The sequence below is a fragment of the Streptomyces sp. Je 1-332 genome (assembly GCF_040730185.1).
Lineage (GTDB): Bacteria > Actinomycetota > Actinomycetes > Streptomycetales > Streptomycetaceae > Streptomyces.
This window is the reverse complement of record NZ_CP160402.1, coordinates 3,038,209-3,055,794: the sequence shown is the minus strand read 5'-3', so window position 1 is coordinate 3,055,794 and position 17,586 is coordinate 3,038,209. Positions and strand designations below refer to the sequence as shown.

Sequence of the window (17,586 nt, the reverse complement as noted above, 5' to 3'; positions counted from 1 at the left end):
GCGGCGGTTCCTCGGTGCGCCCCGGGTGACGCCGGCGGAGGGGGTCTTCCGCCGGCGCCGCCTGCGGGTGCGTCGTGGCTCAGCGCGCAGTTCCCCGCGCCCCTACCGGGGCGCGAAGCGCTCCAGTGCCTCCACCACCAGTGCGTGGTCCGCCGCCTGGGGGAGGCCCGAGACCACCACCGTGCCGATGACGCCCGCGCCCCGCACTGCGATCGGGAACGCGCCGCCGTGCGCCGCGTACACGTCCGGGTCCAGGCGGGACGACTCCTCGAACGTCGTCCCCTTGGCGCGGAAGCGCGTGCCCACCAGGAACGACGAGCAGCCGTAGCGCTCGACGACGCGGCGCTTGCGGGCGATCCAGGCGTCGTTGTCCGGGGTCGATCCCGGCAGTGCCGCGTGGAAGAGCTGCTGGCCGCCCCGGGTGATGTCGATGGCCACCGGGGCCTGGCGCTCGCGGGCCAGGTCGACCAGGAGGGTGCCGAGCGCCCAGGCGTCCTCGTACGTGAAGTGGGGCAGGACCAGGCGGAGTTCCTGGGTCTCCAGCTCCTCCACCGTGGGTGCCGTCGGCGAGGCGGCGGGCGTCTGTGCGGCGGGCGTCGGTGTGGTGGGCGTCGTCATACGACCACCGTCACACCGTCGCGGGCCGAGCGGCGTGCGGCCTCGAGGACGTCGAGGGCCGATGCGGCCTCGTGCGCGGAGACCGGGTTGTGGCCCGTGCCCCGGAGTGCGGCGGCCACGGCCGCGTAGTAGGCGGGGTAGTCGCCCGGCAGCGTGCTGACCGGGGTGCCGCCGCCCGTCAGCGGGGACTCGCCGGAGCCGACCCGGCCCCACATGGACTCGGGCTCCTCGCCCCAACTCCCCTCGCCCGTGGGACGCTTGCCGTCGCGCAGTGCTGCTTCCTGCGGGTCGAGGCCGTACTTCACATAGCCCGCCGCCGAGCCCAACGCGCGGAAGCGCGGGCCGAGTTGGGCGGTGGTGGCGCTCACGTACAGGTGGGAGCGGACGCCGTTCTCGTGCGTGATCGCGATGAACGTGTCGTCGTCGGCCTCGGCGCCGGGGCGGCGGACGTCGGACTCGGCGTACACGGAACGGGCGGGGCCGAAGAGCATGAGCGCCTGGTCGACGACGTGGGACCCGAGGTCGTACAGCAGGCCGCCGATCTCTTCCGGGTCCCCGGACTCGCGCCAGCCGCCCTTGGGCTGCGGGCGCCACCGCTCGAAGCGGGACTCGAAGCGGTAGATGTCGCCGAGCTCGCCGTCGGCGATGAGCTTCTGGAGCGTACGGAAGTCGTTGTCCCAGCGGCGGTTCTGGAAGACGGAGAGGAGCAGGCCGCGGTCGTCGGCGAGCGCCGCGAGCTCGCGCGCCTCGGCGGCCGTGCCCGCGATCGGCTTGTCCACGACGGCCGGGAGGCCCGCCTTGAGGGCGGCGGTCGCGAGCGCGACGTGCGTCTTGTTCGGGGACGCGATCACCACCAGGTCGAGCTCGTCCGCGCGGGACCAGAGGTCGTCGGCCGACGCGGCGAAGTTCAGCCCGTCACCGAACTCGGCGCGGGCCTGGGCCTGCCGCTCGGGGTTCGACGTGACGACCGTGTCGAGGACGAGGCCCTCGGTGGCGGCGATCAGCGGGGCGTGGAAGACGGAGCCGGCGAGGCCGTATCCGATGAGGGCGACGCGTAGAGGGGTGTCGGAGCCTGAGCCTGAGCCAGCCGAGCCTGTACCAGTCATACCTGTCATACCAGTCATGCGTTCCACTTAAGCAACGGTGTTGCCAAAGCGCAAGCGCGGGCGACAATGGGGGTGTGAACAGCACTGATGCGGCGAGGCCGGGTACGGGATGTGGCGACAACGCTGGCAACGGTGGCAGGGCGGGTGCCGGGGTGAACCTGCCGGCGCTGCGCGGGCACAACGCCGCGCTCGTGCTCGACCTGCTGCGCACAGCGGGGGACGGCGGGATCAGCCGCCTCGAGCTGGCCGAGCGTACGGGGCTCACGCCGCAGGCCGTCAGCAAGATCACCGCGCGGTTGCGTACGGAGGGCCTGGCGGCGGAGGCGGGTCGGCGCGCGTCCACCGGGGGCAAGCCGCGGACGCTGCTTCGCCTGGTCCCGGAGGCGGGCCACGCGATCGGCCTTCACCTGGACCGCGACGAGCTGACGGCGGTCCTGGTCGACCTGACGGGCCACGTGGTCGCGGAACGCCGGGCGCCGCTGGATTTCGCCGCGGGCGCGGAGGCGGTGGTGGACGTGGCGGTGGAGGTGGTGCGGGATCTGGCGTTGGGCGGGGTGACGTCGCCAGGGCCGCCCGCACCTGGACTGCTCGGCGTCGGCATCGCACTTCCCGGCCCGCTCGACCACGCCTCCGGGGTGCTGCACCGTGTGACCGGCTTTCCCGCCTGGGACGGGTTCGCGCTGCGGGACGCGTTCGGTGGGCGGCTCGGGCTGCCGGTGGTGGTGGACAAGGACACGAACGCGGCGGCGCTGGGCCTCGCGCTGGGCGGGGTGGCGGAGTCCTTCGCGTATCTGCACCTCGGGACGGGTCTGGGCGCGGGCCTCGTGCTCGGCGGGGGGCTGTACCGCGGGGCGCGGACCGGGGCGGGGGAGTTCGGCCACCAGGTGGTCCAGCTGGATGGCCCGCCGTGCGAGTGCGGTGCCCGCGGCTGCATCGAGGCGCTGTGCCTTGCGGCGGTCGCGCGGGGTGATCTGGACGAGGCGGCCCGGGTGCTCGGGGCGGGGGCGGGGAATCTGGTCAGCCTGCTCGACATCGACCTCGTACTGCTGGGTGGGCGGGCGGTTTTGGCGGACGAGGAGCGCTTCGTACGAGGGGTGAGGTCGGTCGTCACCGCCCGTACCCGGCGGGGCGGCGGGAACCCGGAGGTCCCCGTCGCCGTCGCGTCCGGCGGCGAGCGGGCCGTCGCGGAGGGCGCTGCGCAACTGCTCCTTGCGCCGTTGTTCGGGCGGGCGGATGTGGCGTTTTCGGTGGGCCGGGGGTAGTCGCTCCGCGGGGTGCTGGGCGGGGCGCGGGGCGCTGCGCTGGGCTTGTGCGGTGGCCTGCCGGGGGCGTTGGGGGCTTTGGGGGGCGGGGCTGTTGGCTTGGTTTGGCGGTGCGGGTTTGTGGGGGCTGGTCGCGCAGTTCCCCGCGCCCCTTATAGGGGCTGACGCGCCGGGGGGTGGGCGGGGTGTCCTGTGGCCCGGCCCTTCGCTGCGGGTTTGTGGGGGTCGGCCGCGCAGTTCCCCGCGCCCCTTATAGGGGCTGACGCGCCGGGGGGTGGGCGGGGTGTCCTGCGGTCCGGCCCTTTGCTGCGGGTTTGTGGGGGTCGGCCGCGCAGTTCCCCGCGCCCCTTACGGGGCGTGGTGTTGCGCGGCGGTGCTTCGGGTGGGCCGGGGGCGGACCCCGCTGGTTCCGTGGGCCCTCCGGTCCCCGTGGTCCCCCGGCCCCCCGGTCCCCGCGGGGGCGCGGCCGGTTCCGGTGGTGCCCGGCGTAACCCGTATCAGCTGAAAGTCGGCTGATAGGAGGAACTTGCGCGGGGCAGTCGGCGGTACGGGGTTGTGGCGCACCCGGGGGGCGGCGTCGGACGTGGCAAGGTCGCGGGCCATGAGCCGTGTCATAGAGGCCTAGCCCCGCCTCCGTGCCCTGCCCCGCCCGCTCCGAGCTCAGCAAAGGTCCCTTATGCGACTCCGCCGCTCCCTCGCCTCAGGCATCGCCGCCGCTGCCGCCGTCGTGCTGGCGGCCGGGGTGGCGGGAGTGCTGCCCGCGAGTGACGCCGTGGCAGCAGTCGCGGTCGTGCAGCGGCCGCACGCGGCTCAGCCCCCCACCTGCTCCGAACCCAGCGGTGATCGTGAGTTTCCCATCGGGACCCGGATCAAGGGTGGGCCCGACGCCTACGAAGCCGGGGGTGGGTTCCGGACCTGGTCCGTCGAGTTGGGCAACACCACTCGCGGCAGCTGCGGGAACATCCACCCCGTCGTCGTCATCGTCGACAAGGAGCGCGAGCTGCGGCCCCGCCAGGTCCAGTTGGAGTTTCACGACGGCACGAACTGGCGGCCCGTCCGTTTCGAGCGGACCGACCGGGACGAGAACGTCGGCGTCTTCGACGACGGGTTTCCCGGGTTCACCGTCGAGGCGGGGCGCACGCTCACCGTCAAGGTGCGGCTCTCCTTCACCTCCGAAGCCCGTTCCGAGCACGCCGTCATCTCCGCCGCCGTCGTCCAGCGCCGTGCCGACGACGGCGACTGGGTGGGCGAGTCCGAGGACTACCCCTTCGGTATCAGCACCGAGGCCGTGGAGAGTGAGGGTGAGGACATCGAGGGCCCCGACGGGGGCGCGGACGGGGGCAATGACGGCGGCGGTGTCGGCCCCGACACCGGAGCGAGCCCCGGCGTAGGGCGCGACGGCGGGAGTAGTGGCGGGCGTGAGCTCTCCGACTCCGGCGACACCGGCGGCTTCTCGTACGCCGATGAACTCGCCGCCACCGGCCCCCGCGCCCTCCTCGGTGTCAGCGCCGTCGCCGCGGCGCTGTTCGCCGCGGGCTGGGCCCTCATCGCAGGGACCCGACGCCTGCGATCCGCTGCGCGCAGGCGTTGAGCGACGCCCCGTACGAAGCCGCGGGCCGGGCCCTCAAGCCGCAGCCCCGCAGCACCCAGCCGTCGAGCAGCGCCCCCCACGAAGCCCCCTGCGTTCACCTGCCTGTTCACGTGAGTCTGCGAACATTCCCCGGTGGACAACCCGAATCCCCCGCACCCTCACCCCCCTCACCCCCCTCACCCTCCCGCGCACCTGCTCGCCCAAGCCCCCGGCGCCCCCATCCGCTCCGGCATTCCCGAGCACGGCCGCATTCCGAAGTACTACGCGGTGAAGGCCAGGATCGCCGACCTCATAGAGGAGTTGGGGGACGGGCAGACGCTGCCGACCGAGCGGGATCTCGCCGTGCGGTACGAGGTGGCCCGGGAGACCGTGCGGCAGGCGCTGCGTGAGCTGTTGCTCGAAGGGCGGCTGCGGAGGCAAGGGCGCGGAACCGTCGTCGCCGGGCCCAAGCTGGAGCAGCCGCTGGCCCTCGCGAGCTATACGGAAGGCGTACGGCGTCAAGGGCGCATCCCCGGGCGGAATCTCATCTCCCTCGATCGGTTTCCCGCCCCGGCCGCCCTCGCCGCCGAGATCGGGGTCGAGCAGGGGGAGCCCGTGTGGCACATGGAGCGTGTGCTGCTCGCCGACGACGAGCGGGTGGGCCTGGAGAGTACGTACGTCTCCGTCGCCCGCGTCCCCGCGCTCGACCGCGAGTTCGAGCCCGACTCCTCCTTCTACGCCTACCTGCGCGACCAGCTCGGCATCTCCTTCGGTGACGCCGACGAACGCATCGAGACCGTCCTCGCCACCCCCCGCGAGGCCCTGCTCATCGGCACCCCTCCCGCGCTGCCCATGCTGCTGATACACCGCGTCTCGCGGGACACCGCGGGCCACCCCCTGGAGCGGGTCCGCACCCTCTACCGCGGCGACCGGTTCTCCTTCTCCACCCATCTGGGTAACGGCGGCTGACCTTCAGCTGGACAACTCCCCTTCCCCGTACGGCGATCAGAGATGGAAGTAACGGAACGATAACGGGTCTAGGCCAACCTTGGGTGGCAGTTCACCGTCCCGTTGCCGTCAGGACCACGGCGGGTCACTCGTCCCCAGGAGCGTTGCCGCCGTGAGAGTCATCGTCGTAGGAGCCGGCGTGGTGGGAACCATGCACGCCTGGCACGCAGTGGAACGCGGCCACGAGGTCGTACAGATCGAGCGCGAGAGCGAGGCCCGAGGAGCCTCGCTGCGCAACTTCGGGCAGATATGGGTGAGCGGCCGCGCCGGGGGCGAGGAGCTGGACACCGCCCTGCGGGCCCGGGAACTGTGGGAGGAGATAGGCGCGCGGGTGGAGGGTCTCGGCTTCCGGGCCAACGGCTCCCTCACCCTCGTACGCAACGAACGCGAGCGCGCGGTCGCCGAGGCCGCGCTCACCCGCCCCGACGCGGCGGCCCGCGGCTACAAGCTGCTCGACGCCGACGAGGCCCGCGCCCTCAACCCGGCGCTGCGGGGTGACTTCATCGCCGGGCTGTGGTGCGAGCGGGATGCCGCAGTGGAGCCGCGGACCGCTCAGCTTCGGCTGCGCGAGGCCCTTCGCGCCTCGCCCCGTTACACCTTCCTGCCCGGCCGCGAGGTCCGCGAGGTCGTCGGTGAGAACGCGGTGCGGGACGACCACGGCGACGTGCACACCGGCGATGTCGTCGTGCTCGCCACCGGCGCCTGGCTCGGCGGCCTCGTGCGGGAGCTGGCCGGGCCCGACCTGCCCGTGCGGCGCGTACGGCTGCAGATGATGCAGACGGAAGCCCTCGGTGAGGCACTCACCACCTCGGTCGCCGACGCCGACAGCTTCCGCTACTACCCCGCGTACAAGTCCGAGGCCCTCGACGCGCTCAACGCCGGACAGGCGCAGACGCCCACCGCCGCCGAGCACAAGATGCAGCTCCTGATGGTGCAGCGCAAGGACGGCGGCCTGACCATCGGCGACACCCACGAGTACGAGCACCCCTTCGCCTTCGACACCCTCGAAGACCCCTACGACCACCTGACCGAGGTCGTCGAGGGCTTCCTTGGCCGCCCGTTGCCGAAGATCAAAAGGCGCTGGGCCGGCGTGTACGCCCAGTGCGTCGACACGGCCCGCGTCGTGCACCGGCAGCAGGTCCGCGAGGGCGTGTGGCTGGTCACCGGGCCCGGCGGGCGCGGCATGACGTGTTCGCCCGCGATCGCGGAGAAGACCGCGAACGAGTTGGGATGGTGAGTGGAATGACCGCACACGACAGCAGCATCGGCCTCGTGGTCCTTGACATGGCGGGGACCACCGTCGCCGACGGGGGCCTCGTCGAGCAGGCCTTCGCCGCCGCCGCGCGGGAGCTCGGCGTCGAGCCCGGCTCGGCCGACCACGCCGAGAAGCTGGACTACGTACGCGCCACCATGGGCGAGTCCAAGATCTCCGTCTTCCGGTATCTGTTCGGCGAGGAGGCCCTCGCCCAGCGGGCCAACGTGGCCTTCGAGAAGGCGTACGGGGAGCTGGTCGACGGCGGCCTGATCGCCCCGATCCCCGGCGCGCGGGAAGCCGTCGAGGAGCTGAAGTCGGCAGGGCTCACCGTGGTGTTGTCCACCGGGTTCGCTCGGGTCACCCAGGACGCCATCCTCGGCGCCCTCGGCTGGCGGGACCTGGTCGAGCTGACCCTGTGCCCCGCCGACGCGGGCGGTCGCGGCCGGCCCTACCCGGACATGGTGCTCAGCGCCTTCCTGCGCACGGGCGCGGTGGACGACGTCCGGCAGGTCGCCGTCGTCGGCGACACGGCGTACGACATGAGGAGCGGGGTGCGGGCCGGGGCCGGTGTGGTCGCCGGGGTCCTCACCGGGGCGCACGACGCCGAGGTGCTGCGGGGGGCCGGGGCCACCCACGTCCTTGGGTCGGTCGCCGAACTCCCGCGGATACTCAGGGGTGTTGACGAATGAGCGGCAGCACCCCCACGCGCGTGCACAGCGGGATCCGCTTCGAGAACGTCTCGGTCGCCTACGGCAAGAACACCGTGCTCGACTCGCTCGACCTGACCGTCGAGCCCGGCGAGGTCATGGCCCTGCTCGGGCCCTCGGGCTCGGGAAAGACGACCGCGCTGCGGGCCGTCGCCGGGTTCGTGCGGCCCGCGTCCGGGCGGGTGTTCATCGGGGAGCGCGATGTCACCGGCCTTCCGCCGCATCAGCGGGGCATCGGGATGGTGGTCCAGCAGTACGCGCTCTTCCCGCACATGCGGGTCGAGGAGAACGTGGCCTTCGGCATGAAGGCGCAGAAGGTCGCCAAGTCCGAGATTCCGGGGCGGGTCGCCGAGGCGCTCGAGATGACGGGGATGGCCTCGTACGCCAAGCGGTTTCCCCGGGAGCTCTCCGGAGGGCAGCAGCAACGGGTCGCCATCGCACGGGCGTTGGCCATCCGGCCGGGGGTGCTTCTGCTCGACGAGCCGCTTTCCGCGCTTGACGCGCAGTTGCGGTCGGGGATGCTGGGGGAACTCGCCCGGCTGCACCGGGAGTTGCCGGACGTCTCCATTCTGTACGTCACCCATGACCAGGTGGAGGCGCTGACCCTGGCGGATCGCATCGCCGTCATGGACCGGGCGCGGTTGCGGGACTGCGGGACTCCGCAGGAGCTTTATCGGTCGCCCCGGACCGAGTTCACGGCTTCTTTTGTGGGGAACGCGAACTTGCTGCCGGTGACGGTCTCCGACGGGGGCGTCACCTTCGCCGGAACGTCGCTCAAGGTCGACACCGGTGAGGTGGTCTCCGGGGTGACGGCCACCTTGTGCGTGCGGCCGCACTTGGTCGGCCTCGGGGAGGGCCCCAACGCCCTCTCCGGCAGCGTCGCCGAGGTCCAATGGCGGGGGGCCACCCACCGGTTGTACGTCGATGTCGCAGGGCAGCGGGTGAAGGCGGACCTCCGGGAGCTGCGGACCCCGCCGGGTATCGGTGACGAGGTCACGCTGCACTTCGCGCCGGAAGACGCGGTGCTGCTGTCGGGTGGTGTGGCCGATGGGTAGCTCCGGTGGACGCCTCGTTAAGAGTGACCCGGCAGCGGGGGCTGTGCCCACCCGTCCCGCCCTGCGGGACGCCTGCCCACAGCAGAAACGACTCCCCGCGTTCGTGTGGGCCCTGCCCCCCATCGCTCTCCTCGCCCTCTTCTTCCTCTACCCCCTCGCCCTCGTCGTCCAGCAGTCCGTTCAGCCCGACACCGGTGGGACCTCCCTCCAGCCCTACTCCGACGTCTTCGCCTCCGACGCCTTTCGTGAGGCGCTCGGCACCACCGTGTGGCTGGCCGTCGGGTCCACCGTCGGGTGTCTCGTCCTCGGGTTCGCGCTCGCGCTGATCATCGCCTTCGTGCCGTTCCCGGGAGGGAAGGCCGTCGCCCGGTTCATCGACGTCTTTCTCTCCTTCCCGTCCTTCCTCATCACCCTCGCCCTGCTGTTCATCTACGGCACCAAGGGGATGGCCAATGGGATGTGGACGGACGCGACCGGGGCCGCCGAAGGTCCTTTCCAGTTCCTCACCACCCCCTGGGGTGTCCTCCTCGCCGAGATCACGTACTTCACGCCCTTCGTGATGCGCCCCCTGCTCGCCGCCTTCTCGCAGATCGACACCGCGCAGATCGAGGTGGCGTCGAGCCTCGGGGCCAAGCCCGGCCGCGTCATCCGGCGGGTCATCCTGCCCGAGGCGCTGCCCGCCCTCGCCGCGGGCGGCAGCCTCGTACTCGTCATGTGTCTGAACGAGTTCGGGATCGTGCTTTTCACTGGAGCCAAGGGGGTCACGACCCTCCCGATGCTCGTGTACAGCAAGGCGATCCTCGAGTCCGACTATCCGGCGGCCTGTGTCGTCGCGGTGGTCAACATCGCGATCTCCGTGGGTCTTTACAGCCTCTACCGGGTGGTGAGCCGTCGTGTTGGTGCATAGCCGCAAGGGGAAGCTGGCCACCTGGGTCTTCTTCTTCGTCTTCTTCCTGCCTCTCTTCGCGCTGCCTCTCCTCGTGATCCTGGCCGCCTCGTTCTCCTCGCACTGGTCCGGCGCCTTTCCGTCCGGATTCACCACGGGGCACTACGAGTCCGCCACCCGAGGGGAATCGCTCAAGGCGCTCACCACCAGCCTGGTCACCGCCGTCAGCGCCAGCCTGCTCGCGCTGGCCGTCGGGTCCTGGGCCGCGCTCGCCGCGGCCTCGCTGAAGAGGGGCGGCAAGCGTGTTCTCGACACGCTCTTCATGCTGCCCGTCGCCGTGCCCTCCGTCGTCGTCGGGCTCGCGATACTCGTCGCGTTCAGCAAGCCGCCGATGATCCTCAACGGCACACGCTGGATCGTGATCCTCGCGCACGCCATTCTTGTCACGGCGTTCGCCTACCAGTCGGTTTCGGCTGCCATCGTCCGTCTCGACCCGGCGTACGAACAGGCCGCCGCATCGCTCGGTGCCCGGCCCTCGTACGTCCTGTGGAGGGTGAAGCTGCCGCTCCTGCTGCCGTCGCTCACGGCGGCCGCGGGCCTGTGCTTCGCGCTCTCCATGGGCGAGCTGAGCGCCACGATGATGCTCTACCCGCCGGACTGGATGCCGCTGCCCGTGCAGATCTACGCGGCCACCGACCGCGGCTCCCTCTTCACCGGCGCCGCCGTAGCGGTGGTCCTGATGGCGGCGACGCTGCTCGTCCTCTTCGGCGTCTCCCGCATCCGCACCCGCGCCTCCTACCGCTGAGCCCAGACCTCATCCCCCAGGCTTCAAGGAGTACACAACGTCATGTCCCGCCTTACCCGAGTCCGCCACGTCCGCACGATCGCCGCCGTCTCCGGCAGCCTCGTCCTCGCCGGGTCCCTCACCGCGTGCGGCGGCGAGTCCTCCGCGTCGAACGCGAAGGAGGTCACCGTCTACAGCGCCGACGGCCTCAAGGGCGAGAACGGCGACGGCTGGTACGACCAGGTCTTCAAGGACTTCGAGAAGAAGACCGGCATCAAGGTGAACTACGTGGAGGGCGGCTCCGGTGAGATGGTGCAGCGCGCCGTCCGCGAGAAGTCCAACACACAGGCCGACGTCCTGATCACCCTGCCGCCGTTCATCCAGCAGGCCGACGACAAGGGCCTGTTGCAGGCCTACAAGCCCAAGGGCTCCGACCAGGTCGACGGCGCCGACAAGGCACCCGACGGCAAGTGGACCTCCGTGGTGAACAACTACTTCGGCTTCATCTACAACAAGAAGGAGCTCAGCGGCGGCAAGGCGCCCAAGACGTGGGAGGACCTCACCAAGTCCTCGTACAAGGACAAGGTCCAGTACTCCACGCCCGGCGTCGCGGGTGACGGCACCGCCGTGCTCATCAAGGCGATGCACGACTTCGGCGGCAAGAAGCCCGCCATGGACTACCTGAAGAAGCTCCAGACGAACAACGTCGGCCCGTCCGCCTCCACCGGCAAGCTCGCGCCCAAGGTCGACAAGGGTGAACTCCTCGCCGCCAACGGCGACGTCCAGATGAACTACGCCCAGTCCAAGGACATGCCGAACCTCGGCCTCTGGTTCCCGGCCAAGGAGGGCGGCAAGCCCACCACCTTCGCGCTGCCCTACGCTGCCGGCCTGGTCAACAAGGCCCCGCACAACGCCAACGCCAAGAAGTTCCTCGACTACCTGCTCGGCCAGAAGGCCCAGCAGCAGGTCAGCGAGATCGGCGGCGGCTTCGCCGCGCGCAAGGACATCAAGGCCACCGACCCCAACGCCGTTGCCCTCGACAAGATCGTCGACGGGGTCGAGGTCTTCGAGCCGGACTGGTCCGACATCTCCAAGAACCTCCAGACGTACGTCGAGGACTGGAAGTCGGCGACCGGTAGCTGAGAGTTCACCGCCGCACCGAGAGTTCACCGTCGCCCCCTTGGCCCCGGGGGTTCGATAGCGAAAAGATAACGGGTATGGACCCAACGCCCCTGGTTCTCCAGGGGCGTTGGCATGCGCCCGCCCGCCCTCACGAACTCCAGCCCCCTACACACCCCGGAGGACCACGTGTCGTCGCACGGCATATCCCGCCGCTCGCTCCTCGTCTCCACCGCCGCCATCGCGGTGGCCGCAGGGCCACTCGCCGCCGTCGCCAGGGCCGCGGCCAAGACCCCCAAGGTCCTGGTCATCGGCCTGGACGGCGCCCTGCTCGGCAGGATCAAGGAGGCCGACGCGCCCGCGCTCAAGGGCCTGATGAGCGCGGGGCTCACCGCGCCGAGCAGCATCTACGCCAACCCGCTCGCGCCCACCTCGTCGGGCCCCGGCTGGTCGACGCTCATCACGGGCGTCTGGCCCGACAAGCACCGGGTCGTGAACAACGAGTTCACCGGCCACAACCTCGCCGCCTACCCGGACTTCATGACCCGGATCGAAGCCGCGAAGCCCAACCTTCGGACCTACGCGGTCTCGTCCTGGGCCCCGATCACCGACATCGTCTTCTCCGCGAAGGTCGACACCCGGGTCTCCACGCCCGGCGCCGAGTACGACGCCGGGACCACCGCCCGCGCCGTCGCCGAGGTCAAGGGCGGCAACCCCGACGCGGTCTTCGTCCAGCTCGACAACATCGACCACGCGGGCCACGACAGCGGCGCCGCGAGCCAGGCCTATCTCGACGCGATCAAGGGCGCGGACGCCCAGGTCGGCCAGATCGTCGCCGCGGTCAAGTCCCGCGCCACGTACGGCGCAGAGGACTGGCTCATCATGATCACCGCCGACCACGGGCACACCGACGCCGGCGGCCACGGCGGCTCCAGCTGGCCCGAGCGCCAGACCTTCATGATCGCCACGGGTGGTGGGGTGACGGCGGGCTCGGTCCGCCACGACGTGCGCATGCCCGACATCGCCGCCAGCGCCCTCGCCCACCTCGGCGTCGCGATCGACCCGGCCTGGGGCCTGGACGGCCGTCCCGTGCAGCAGCCCACGCCGGACGCGTTCGACGCCCTGCGCGCCAAGCTCACCGGGCCCGTCGACGAGACCGGCATCGGCGCCGGAGTCGTCGGCTTCACGCACACACCGCCGAGCGGCTGGAGCGTCGACAACTCCCGGATGGGCTCGGGCGGCATCACCGAATGGCGCGGCTGGTCCTTCACCACGGACGAGTTCTGGACGAAGACCGAGCGCGACCAGCGGCGTGAGCTCAACATCCGCGCACGCAACGTCTTCGCGGTCGCCGATGGCGACGAGTGGACCGACAAGTCCTACTCGGGCACCTTCGACTCGACGCTCGTCAGCCCCTCGTACGACGTGCGGGGCGGTGCGCGGGCCACCCTCACCTACACGACGTACTACCGCCAGGAGGCCCCGCAGAAGGGCGAGGTGCTCGTCTCGTACGACGGAGGGGCCCCGGCCGTCGTGAAGACGTACACAGCGGACACCCCGTCCGTCGTCGAGAGCATCGCTCTCCAGGTCCCGGCAGGCGCCACCAAGGCTCAGGTCCGCTTCCGCTACACCGGCGGCAACAACTGGTACTGGGTGATCGACGGGGTCACGATCACCGCTTCCTGATTAGGGTGGGGGCGTCGGCACAGCGCTGTCCCGGCGCCCCAGCCAACCCGTACACCGCAGGAGTGCACCCCATGGCAGAGCGCAAGCCCATCGAATCGTGGCTCACCGACATGGACGGCGTGCTCATCCACGAGGGCGTTCCGATCCCCGGCGCCGACTCCTTCATCAAGAGGCTCCGTGAGTCCGGCAAGCCCTTCCTGGTCCTGACGAACAACTCGATCTACACCGCGCGCGACCTCCAGGCCCGGCTCAACCGCATGGGCCTCGAAGTGCCCGTCGAGAACATCTGGACCTCGGCGCTCGCCACCGCGAAGTTCCTGGACGACCAGCGCCCCGGCGGCACGGCGTACGTCATCGGCGAGGCGGGTCTCACCACCGCCCTGCACGACATCGGGTACGTCCTGACCGACCACGCCCCGGACTACGTGGTGCTCGGCGAGACCCGTACGTACTCCTTCGAGGCCATGACCAAGGCCGTACGGCTGATCAACGGCGGGGCCCGCTTCATCTGCACGAACCCCGACGAGACCGGGCCCTCCATGGAAGGCCCGCTGCCCGCGACCGGGGCCGTCGCCGCGCTGATCACCAAGGCCACCGGCCGCAACCCCTACTTCGCCGGAAAGCCGAACCCGCTGATGATGCGGACCGGCCTGAACGCGATCGGGGCGCACTCCGAGACCAGCGCCATGATCGGCGACCGCATGGACACGGACATCCTCGCCGGTCTGGAGGCCGGGATGGAGACGTTCCTGGTGCTCACGGGCCTGACGACCCGTGCGGACATCGACCAGCACCCGTTCCGTCCTTCCAACATCGTGGACTCCATCGCTGACCTGGTCGATCGCGTGTAAAACCACCCGTTTGCCGCACACGGGAGGCGTGAGCCGCCGCCGCGCGTGAACCTCGGAACAGGAGGTTCACGATGCGTACAGGATCACTCACCTTGTGTGGCATAGCCGGGGCCGCTGCCCTCGCCGTGCTCCCCATGGCCGCCACGGCGCCCGCGTACGCCCATGACGAGGCCAAGGTGCACGCCACGGTCTCACCGGACACCGTGGCCGCCGGGGCGAAGGTGGAGATCAGCGTCACGGGCTGCGACGGCACGACCGGGTCCGCCGGGTCGGGGGCGTTCACGGGGGACGCGAAGCTGACCGGCAGGGACGGCGACAAGTACACCCTGAACGGCTCGGCCACCATCCGGGACGGCGTCGAGGGTACGCACGATGTCACCGTCGTCTGTGACGGCCACCCGCACCAGGGCGTGGGCACCTTGCGCGTCATCCAGCAGAACGCCGAACCCCCCAACCAGCAGAACACCGAACCCCGCTCCCCGGTCCGCGCGGGCGGCGGCGGCTCCGCCGAGCTGGCCGCGCACACCCAGGAGGCCGGCCCCGGCACCCGGCACGCGGTGATCGGCCTGGTCCTCGCAGGGGTGGCGGCCGTGGCCGTGGCCGTGCGCAGCGTGCGCCGGCGCCGCTCCGAGTGACGGGCGACGAGCGACATGGCAGGTCACGATGCGGACCATGAGGGGCCGACCGGGCACGGGCGCTTCCTCACCGGGATCGCCTGGGCGCTTGCGCTCGTAGGGCTCTGGCTGTGGGGCAGCGAGATCACCGACGTACGGGGCGGTGTCTCGGAGCCCACGAACGGCGACGTGGCGGCGGTCGGCCGGCCGTTCGCCGTCGAACTCCCGGACGCACACGAGCCGTTGGGCGCGGCGAGGCCGCTGCGCGTCGACGTTCCCTCGCTGCGGGTACAGGCTCCGGTGATCACCCGCGGCCTCGATCAGTACGGTGCCATCGATCCGCCGCCCTTCGAGCAGGCGGGCTCCGTCGGCTGGTACGGCGGCGGCACGCGCCCCGGCGCCGAGGGCACGTCCCTGTTCGTGGGCCACGTCGACACCGAGACGCGCCCCGCGGTCTTCTACGACCTCAGTGCGGTGCGCCCCGGCGAGAAGATCCGGGTGACCCGGGACGACGGCTCGGTCGCCGAGTTCACCGTGGACGACGTCCAGGTCATCAACAGGAACCACTTCGACGCGAAGAAGGCGTACGGCCCCCATGAGGAGGGCCGCGCCGAGCTCCGTCTGATCACGTGCGGCGGCACGTTCGACCGGGCGACCGGGACGTACTCGGCGAACGTGGTGGTGTCCGCCTACCTCACCGGAGTGGGGTCGCAGGGCACGGAGGGGCGCGTGGTCCGGAGACCGGGACAACCCGGCCCGGTCGGCGGCCCGCTCCCCCCGGAGCCGTCGACCGGGCTGGTCCTCGACCGCGCGCGCACGAGCTGCGGGAGTAACCCGGCGCCGGCGCGGGAGGTTCGGTGGGCAACCCCGATGTAAGGGATGGGCGATCAGGCCGGGGGCTTGGGCCGTTGAGACGACTGTAGAACGGATGAGCGCCGGAGCCTAGAGGTGGTTTGACGCCAAGTCGTGATCCGCATCCGCTCCGTGATCCCCGCAGGTGGCGCCGGTCGCCGGGGCGGCCTTCAGGAAGGCCCGGACCAACTGCCGCGCAGCGCCGCGTCATCGAGCGATCCCTTGATCACCTCGGTGGCGACCACGTCGATGGCCAGCCGTTCTCTGCGGGCGTACCGCCGCAGCGCATCGAAGGCCTCCTCCACCCCCGTGTGCCAGCGCTCGGCGAGTGCGCCCTTGGCCTGTTCGATGCGTACGCGGCTGGTCAGGGCAGTCTGGAGCTGTGTGGCGCGGGTCCGGCACTCCGTGTAGGCGCGGTGGTTGTGCAGCCCCACCGCGGTGGCGTCGGCGATGGCCTGCGCGAGACTCAACTCACCGTCGGCGTGCGGGCCCGGGGAGGTCTCGGGCACGAAGACGTTGAGCGCCCCGAGCAGGGCTTCGCGCTGACGCAGCGGCACCGCGTACGTCACACCGATGCCGTGGCGCCGGGCCAGGGCGGTGAACTCCGGCCAGCGCCGCGCGGGTTCGGCCGCCGCGAGCCGCACAGGCGCCACGAGCCGCCCCGTGCCGAGGCTCTCCACGCAGGGCCCGCCGCTCTGCTGGGCCCCGAGCAGGCCGAGTGCGAGGTCGCGGGGGTGCCCACCGGTGGCGAGCGCGGGGGTGCCGGGGACGTCGAAGATGACGGCGGCGGCGGACGCGTCGAGCAGTTCCACGCAGTGGCCCGCGACCCGGCCGAGGTAGCGCTCCGGGTCGAAGTCGTCGTCCAGGGTGTTCGTGGTCTCCACAAGCACGTGGGCCAGCCGTAGTTCAGAGATGCGATCCCGCATGGTCTCCTCCCCTACAGCGTCACCCCGCGCACTGCGCCTACCCCCGGACGCCGTGCTGTAACAGGTCTCCTACAGGTCTCCGCAGCCGACGGGCGGGCCTCGTGAGCGGGGAGTGCGTATGTCAGGATTGAGAATCGGACAGTGCACCCAAGGGGGAGTGGATGTACCACAAAGGCACCGGCCGCGGTCATCGGACCGCGTCCCGGGGGGTGAAGGCTGCGGCGGCGTTTGCGGGGGCTGCGCTGCTGCTGTCGGGGTGCTCCTCCGATGACGGCTCGGGCGAGGAGGGGTCTTCGGGGCAGCCGGTCAAGCAGCAGCCCAAGGGCTCCGATCCGTACTGGGTCAACCCGGAGGGGAACGCGGCCAAGCAGGTCGCCACGTACGAGAAGGACGGCAAGAAGGACGACGCCGGGCTCATCCGGAAGATCGCCGAGCAGCCGGTCGCCGAATGGATCGTCCCGGAGAACGCGGAGGACCAGGCGCGCGGCTTCACCGAGGCCGCTCAGAAGGCCGACCGGGACGCCCTGTTGGTTCTCTACAACATCCCGCACCGCGACTGCGGTCAGTACTCGGGCGGCGGCGCGGCCGACGGCAACGAGTACAGGAAGTTCATCGACCAGGTCGCCAAGGGCATCGGCGACCGCAGGGCCACGATCATCCTGGAGCCGGACGCCGTGCTCCACATGGTCGACAACTGCACGCCCGAGGAGTTCCACGAGGAGCGTTACGACCTCCTCAAGGGCGCCATCGAGAAGCTCAAGTCCCTGAAGAACACCAAGGTGTACCTGGACGCGGGCAACGCGGGCTGGAAGAACCCCGACTCGCTCTGGGAGCCCCTGAAGTGGTCGGGCGTCGAGCAGGCCGACGGCTTCTCGGTGAACGTCTCGAACTTCCAGACCACCGAGGCCAGCACGGAGTTCGGCAAGAAGCTCTCGGCGAAGATCGGCAACAAGCCGTTCGTCATCGACACCGCGCGCAACGGCAACGGCCCGTACACCAAGGGCAAGGACACCTGGTGCAACCCGCCGGGGCGTGCGTTGGGCGAGGCGCCGACCACCAAGACGGGTGATCCCTTGGTGGACGCGTATCTCTGGGTCAAGCGACCCGGAGAGTCGGACGGCACGTGCAGGGGCGGCCCCAAGGCGGGGGAGTGGTGGCCTGAGTACGCGCTGAAGCTGGCCGCGGGCGCGAAGTAGCGAAAAGCCGCAGTCGCATCTGCCGGGATTCCGTCAGATGCGACTGCGGCTTTTCTTTGGTTGCTCGCGCAGTTCCCCGCGCCCCTTACGG

At 71.0% G+C, this 17,586-nt stretch carries 16 protein-coding genes and 1 pseudogene; 14 read left to right on the top strand and 3 right to left on the bottom strand.

Features of this window, described 5'->3' with window-relative positions:
• Nucleotides 1–102: 102 nt before the first annotated feature.
• Entirely contained in the window at nucleotides 103–618 is a 516-nt protein-coding gene (locus tag ABXJ52_RS13825) for a heme-degrading domain-containing protein (protein ID WP_367042282.1), read from the bottom strand.
• Nucleotides 615–1,724 (bottom strand): Gfo/Idh/MocA family oxidoreductase, encoded by a 1,110-nt coding sequence (locus tag ABXJ52_RS13820; RefSeq protein WP_367042280.1) that lies wholly within the window; start codon nucleotides 1,722–1,724, stop codon nucleotides 615–617. The genes ABXJ52_RS13825 and ABXJ52_RS13820 overlap by 4 nt, the downstream gene beginning before the upstream one ends.
• Before the next feature lie 152 nt (nucleotides 1,725–1,876).
• On the opposite strand from ABXJ52_RS13820, the gene ABXJ52_RS13815 reads away from it, so the two are divergent.
• The 13 genes and pseudogenes from ABXJ52_RS13815 to ABXJ52_RS13755 all read left to right on the top strand — a co-directional run.
• A complete protein-coding gene (locus ABXJ52_RS13815; protein ID WP_367042279.1) occupies nucleotides 1,877–2,986 on the top strand; it encodes an ROK family transcriptional regulator in 1,110 nt (369 codons plus the stop codon).
• 676 nt (nucleotides 2,987–3,662) lie between these two features.
• Nucleotides 3,663–4,577, top strand: a complete 915-nt coding sequence (locus tag ABXJ52_RS13810; protein WP_367042278.1) for a hypothetical protein — start codon at nucleotides 3,663–3,665, stop codon at nucleotides 4,575–4,577.
• A 192-nt stretch (nucleotides 4,578–4,769) separates the two neighbouring features.
• Nucleotides 4,770–5,525, top strand: coding sequence for a GntR family transcriptional regulator (locus ABXJ52_RS13805; RefSeq protein WP_367049038.1), 756 nt, complete (start codon nucleotides 4,770–4,772; stop codon nucleotides 5,523–5,525).
• Nucleotides 5,526–5,676: 151 nt separating this feature from the next.
• Nucleotides 5,677–6,801 carry a TIGR03364 family FAD-dependent oxidoreductase gene (locus ABXJ52_RS13800; protein ID WP_367042276.1) on the top strand — a complete coding sequence of 375 codons (1,125 nt, stop codon included), beginning with the start codon at nucleotides 5,677–5,679 and terminating at the stop codon, nucleotides 6,799–6,801.
• A 5-nt stretch (nucleotides 6,802–6,806) separates the two neighbouring features.
• The gene (locus tag ABXJ52_RS13795) at nucleotides 6,807–7,508 is read left to right on the top strand and encodes a phosphonatase-like hydrolase (RefSeq protein ID WP_367042275.1); all 702 of its coding nucleotides are present in this window, start codon (nucleotides 6,807–6,809) and stop codon (nucleotides 7,506–7,508) included.
• A complete protein-coding gene (locus tag ABXJ52_RS13790; RefSeq protein ID WP_367042273.1) occupies nucleotides 7,505–8,581 on the top strand; it encodes an ABC transporter ATP-binding protein in 1,077 nt (358 codons plus the stop codon). The genes ABXJ52_RS13795 and ABXJ52_RS13790 overlap by 4 nt, the downstream gene beginning before the upstream one ends.
• Nucleotides 8,574–9,488, top strand: coding sequence for a 2-aminoethylphosphonate ABC transporter permease subunit (locus ABXJ52_RS13785; protein WP_367042272.1), 915 nt, complete (start codon nucleotides 8,574–8,576; stop codon nucleotides 9,486–9,488). Before ABXJ52_RS13790 ends, ABXJ52_RS13785 begins: the two co-directional genes overlap by 8 nt.
• Nucleotides 9,475–10,272 (top strand): ABC transporter permease subunit, encoded by a 798-nt coding sequence (locus tag ABXJ52_RS13780; RefSeq protein WP_367042270.1) that lies wholly within the window; start codon nucleotides 9,475–9,477, stop codon nucleotides 10,270–10,272. The genes ABXJ52_RS13785 and ABXJ52_RS13780 overlap by 14 nt, the downstream gene beginning before the upstream one ends.
• Nucleotides 10,273–10,314: 42 nt before the next feature.
• Nucleotides 10,315–11,394, top strand: a complete 1,080-nt coding sequence (locus tag ABXJ52_RS13775; protein ID WP_367042268.1) for a 2-aminoethylphosphonate ABC transporter substrate-binding protein — start codon at nucleotides 10,315–10,317, stop codon at nucleotides 11,392–11,394.
• A gap of 111 nt (nucleotides 11,395–11,505) precedes the next feature.
• Nucleotides 11,506–13,056: an alkaline phosphatase family protein gene (locus tag ABXJ52_RS13770; protein ID WP_367042266.1), complete on the top strand. Its 1,551-nt coding sequence runs from the start codon at nucleotides 11,506–11,508 to the stop codon at nucleotides 13,054–13,056.
• Nucleotides 13,057–13,127: 71 nt separating this feature from the next.
• Nucleotides 13,128–13,907, top strand: a complete 780-nt coding sequence (locus tag ABXJ52_RS13765) for an HAD-IIA family hydrolase (RefSeq protein WP_367042264.1) — start codon at nucleotides 13,128–13,130, stop codon at nucleotides 13,905–13,907.
• A 71-nt stretch (nucleotides 13,908–13,978) separates the two neighbouring features.
• Nucleotides 13,979–14,542, top strand: coding sequence for a hypothetical protein (locus ABXJ52_RS13760; RefSeq protein WP_367042262.1), 564 nt, complete (start codon nucleotides 13,979–13,981; stop codon nucleotides 14,540–14,542).
• A 15-nt stretch (nucleotides 14,543–14,557) separates the two neighbouring features.
• Nucleotides 14,558–15,229: pseudogene (locus ABXJ52_RS13755) on the top strand (class F sortase); the annotation flags it as partial.
• Nucleotides 15,230–15,543: 314 nt separating this feature from the next.
• Here ABXJ52_RS13755 and ABXJ52_RS13750 read toward each other — a convergent pair.
• Complete coding sequence (locus ABXJ52_RS13750; protein WP_367042260.1) at nucleotides 15,544–16,299, bottom strand: GAF and ANTAR domain-containing protein; 756 nt, start codon at nucleotides 16,297–16,299, stop codon at nucleotides 15,544–15,546.
• 161 nt (nucleotides 16,300–16,460) lie between these two features.
• Here ABXJ52_RS13750 and ABXJ52_RS13745 point away from each other — a divergent pair, with 161 nt between their 5' ends.
• On the top strand, nucleotides 16,461–17,495 hold the full coding sequence (locus ABXJ52_RS13745) for a glycoside hydrolase family 6 protein (protein ID WP_367042258.1): 1,035 nt from the start codon (nucleotides 16,461–16,463) through the stop codon (nucleotides 17,493–17,495).
• The last annotated feature ends 91 nt before the right edge of the window (nucleotides 17,496–17,586 follow it).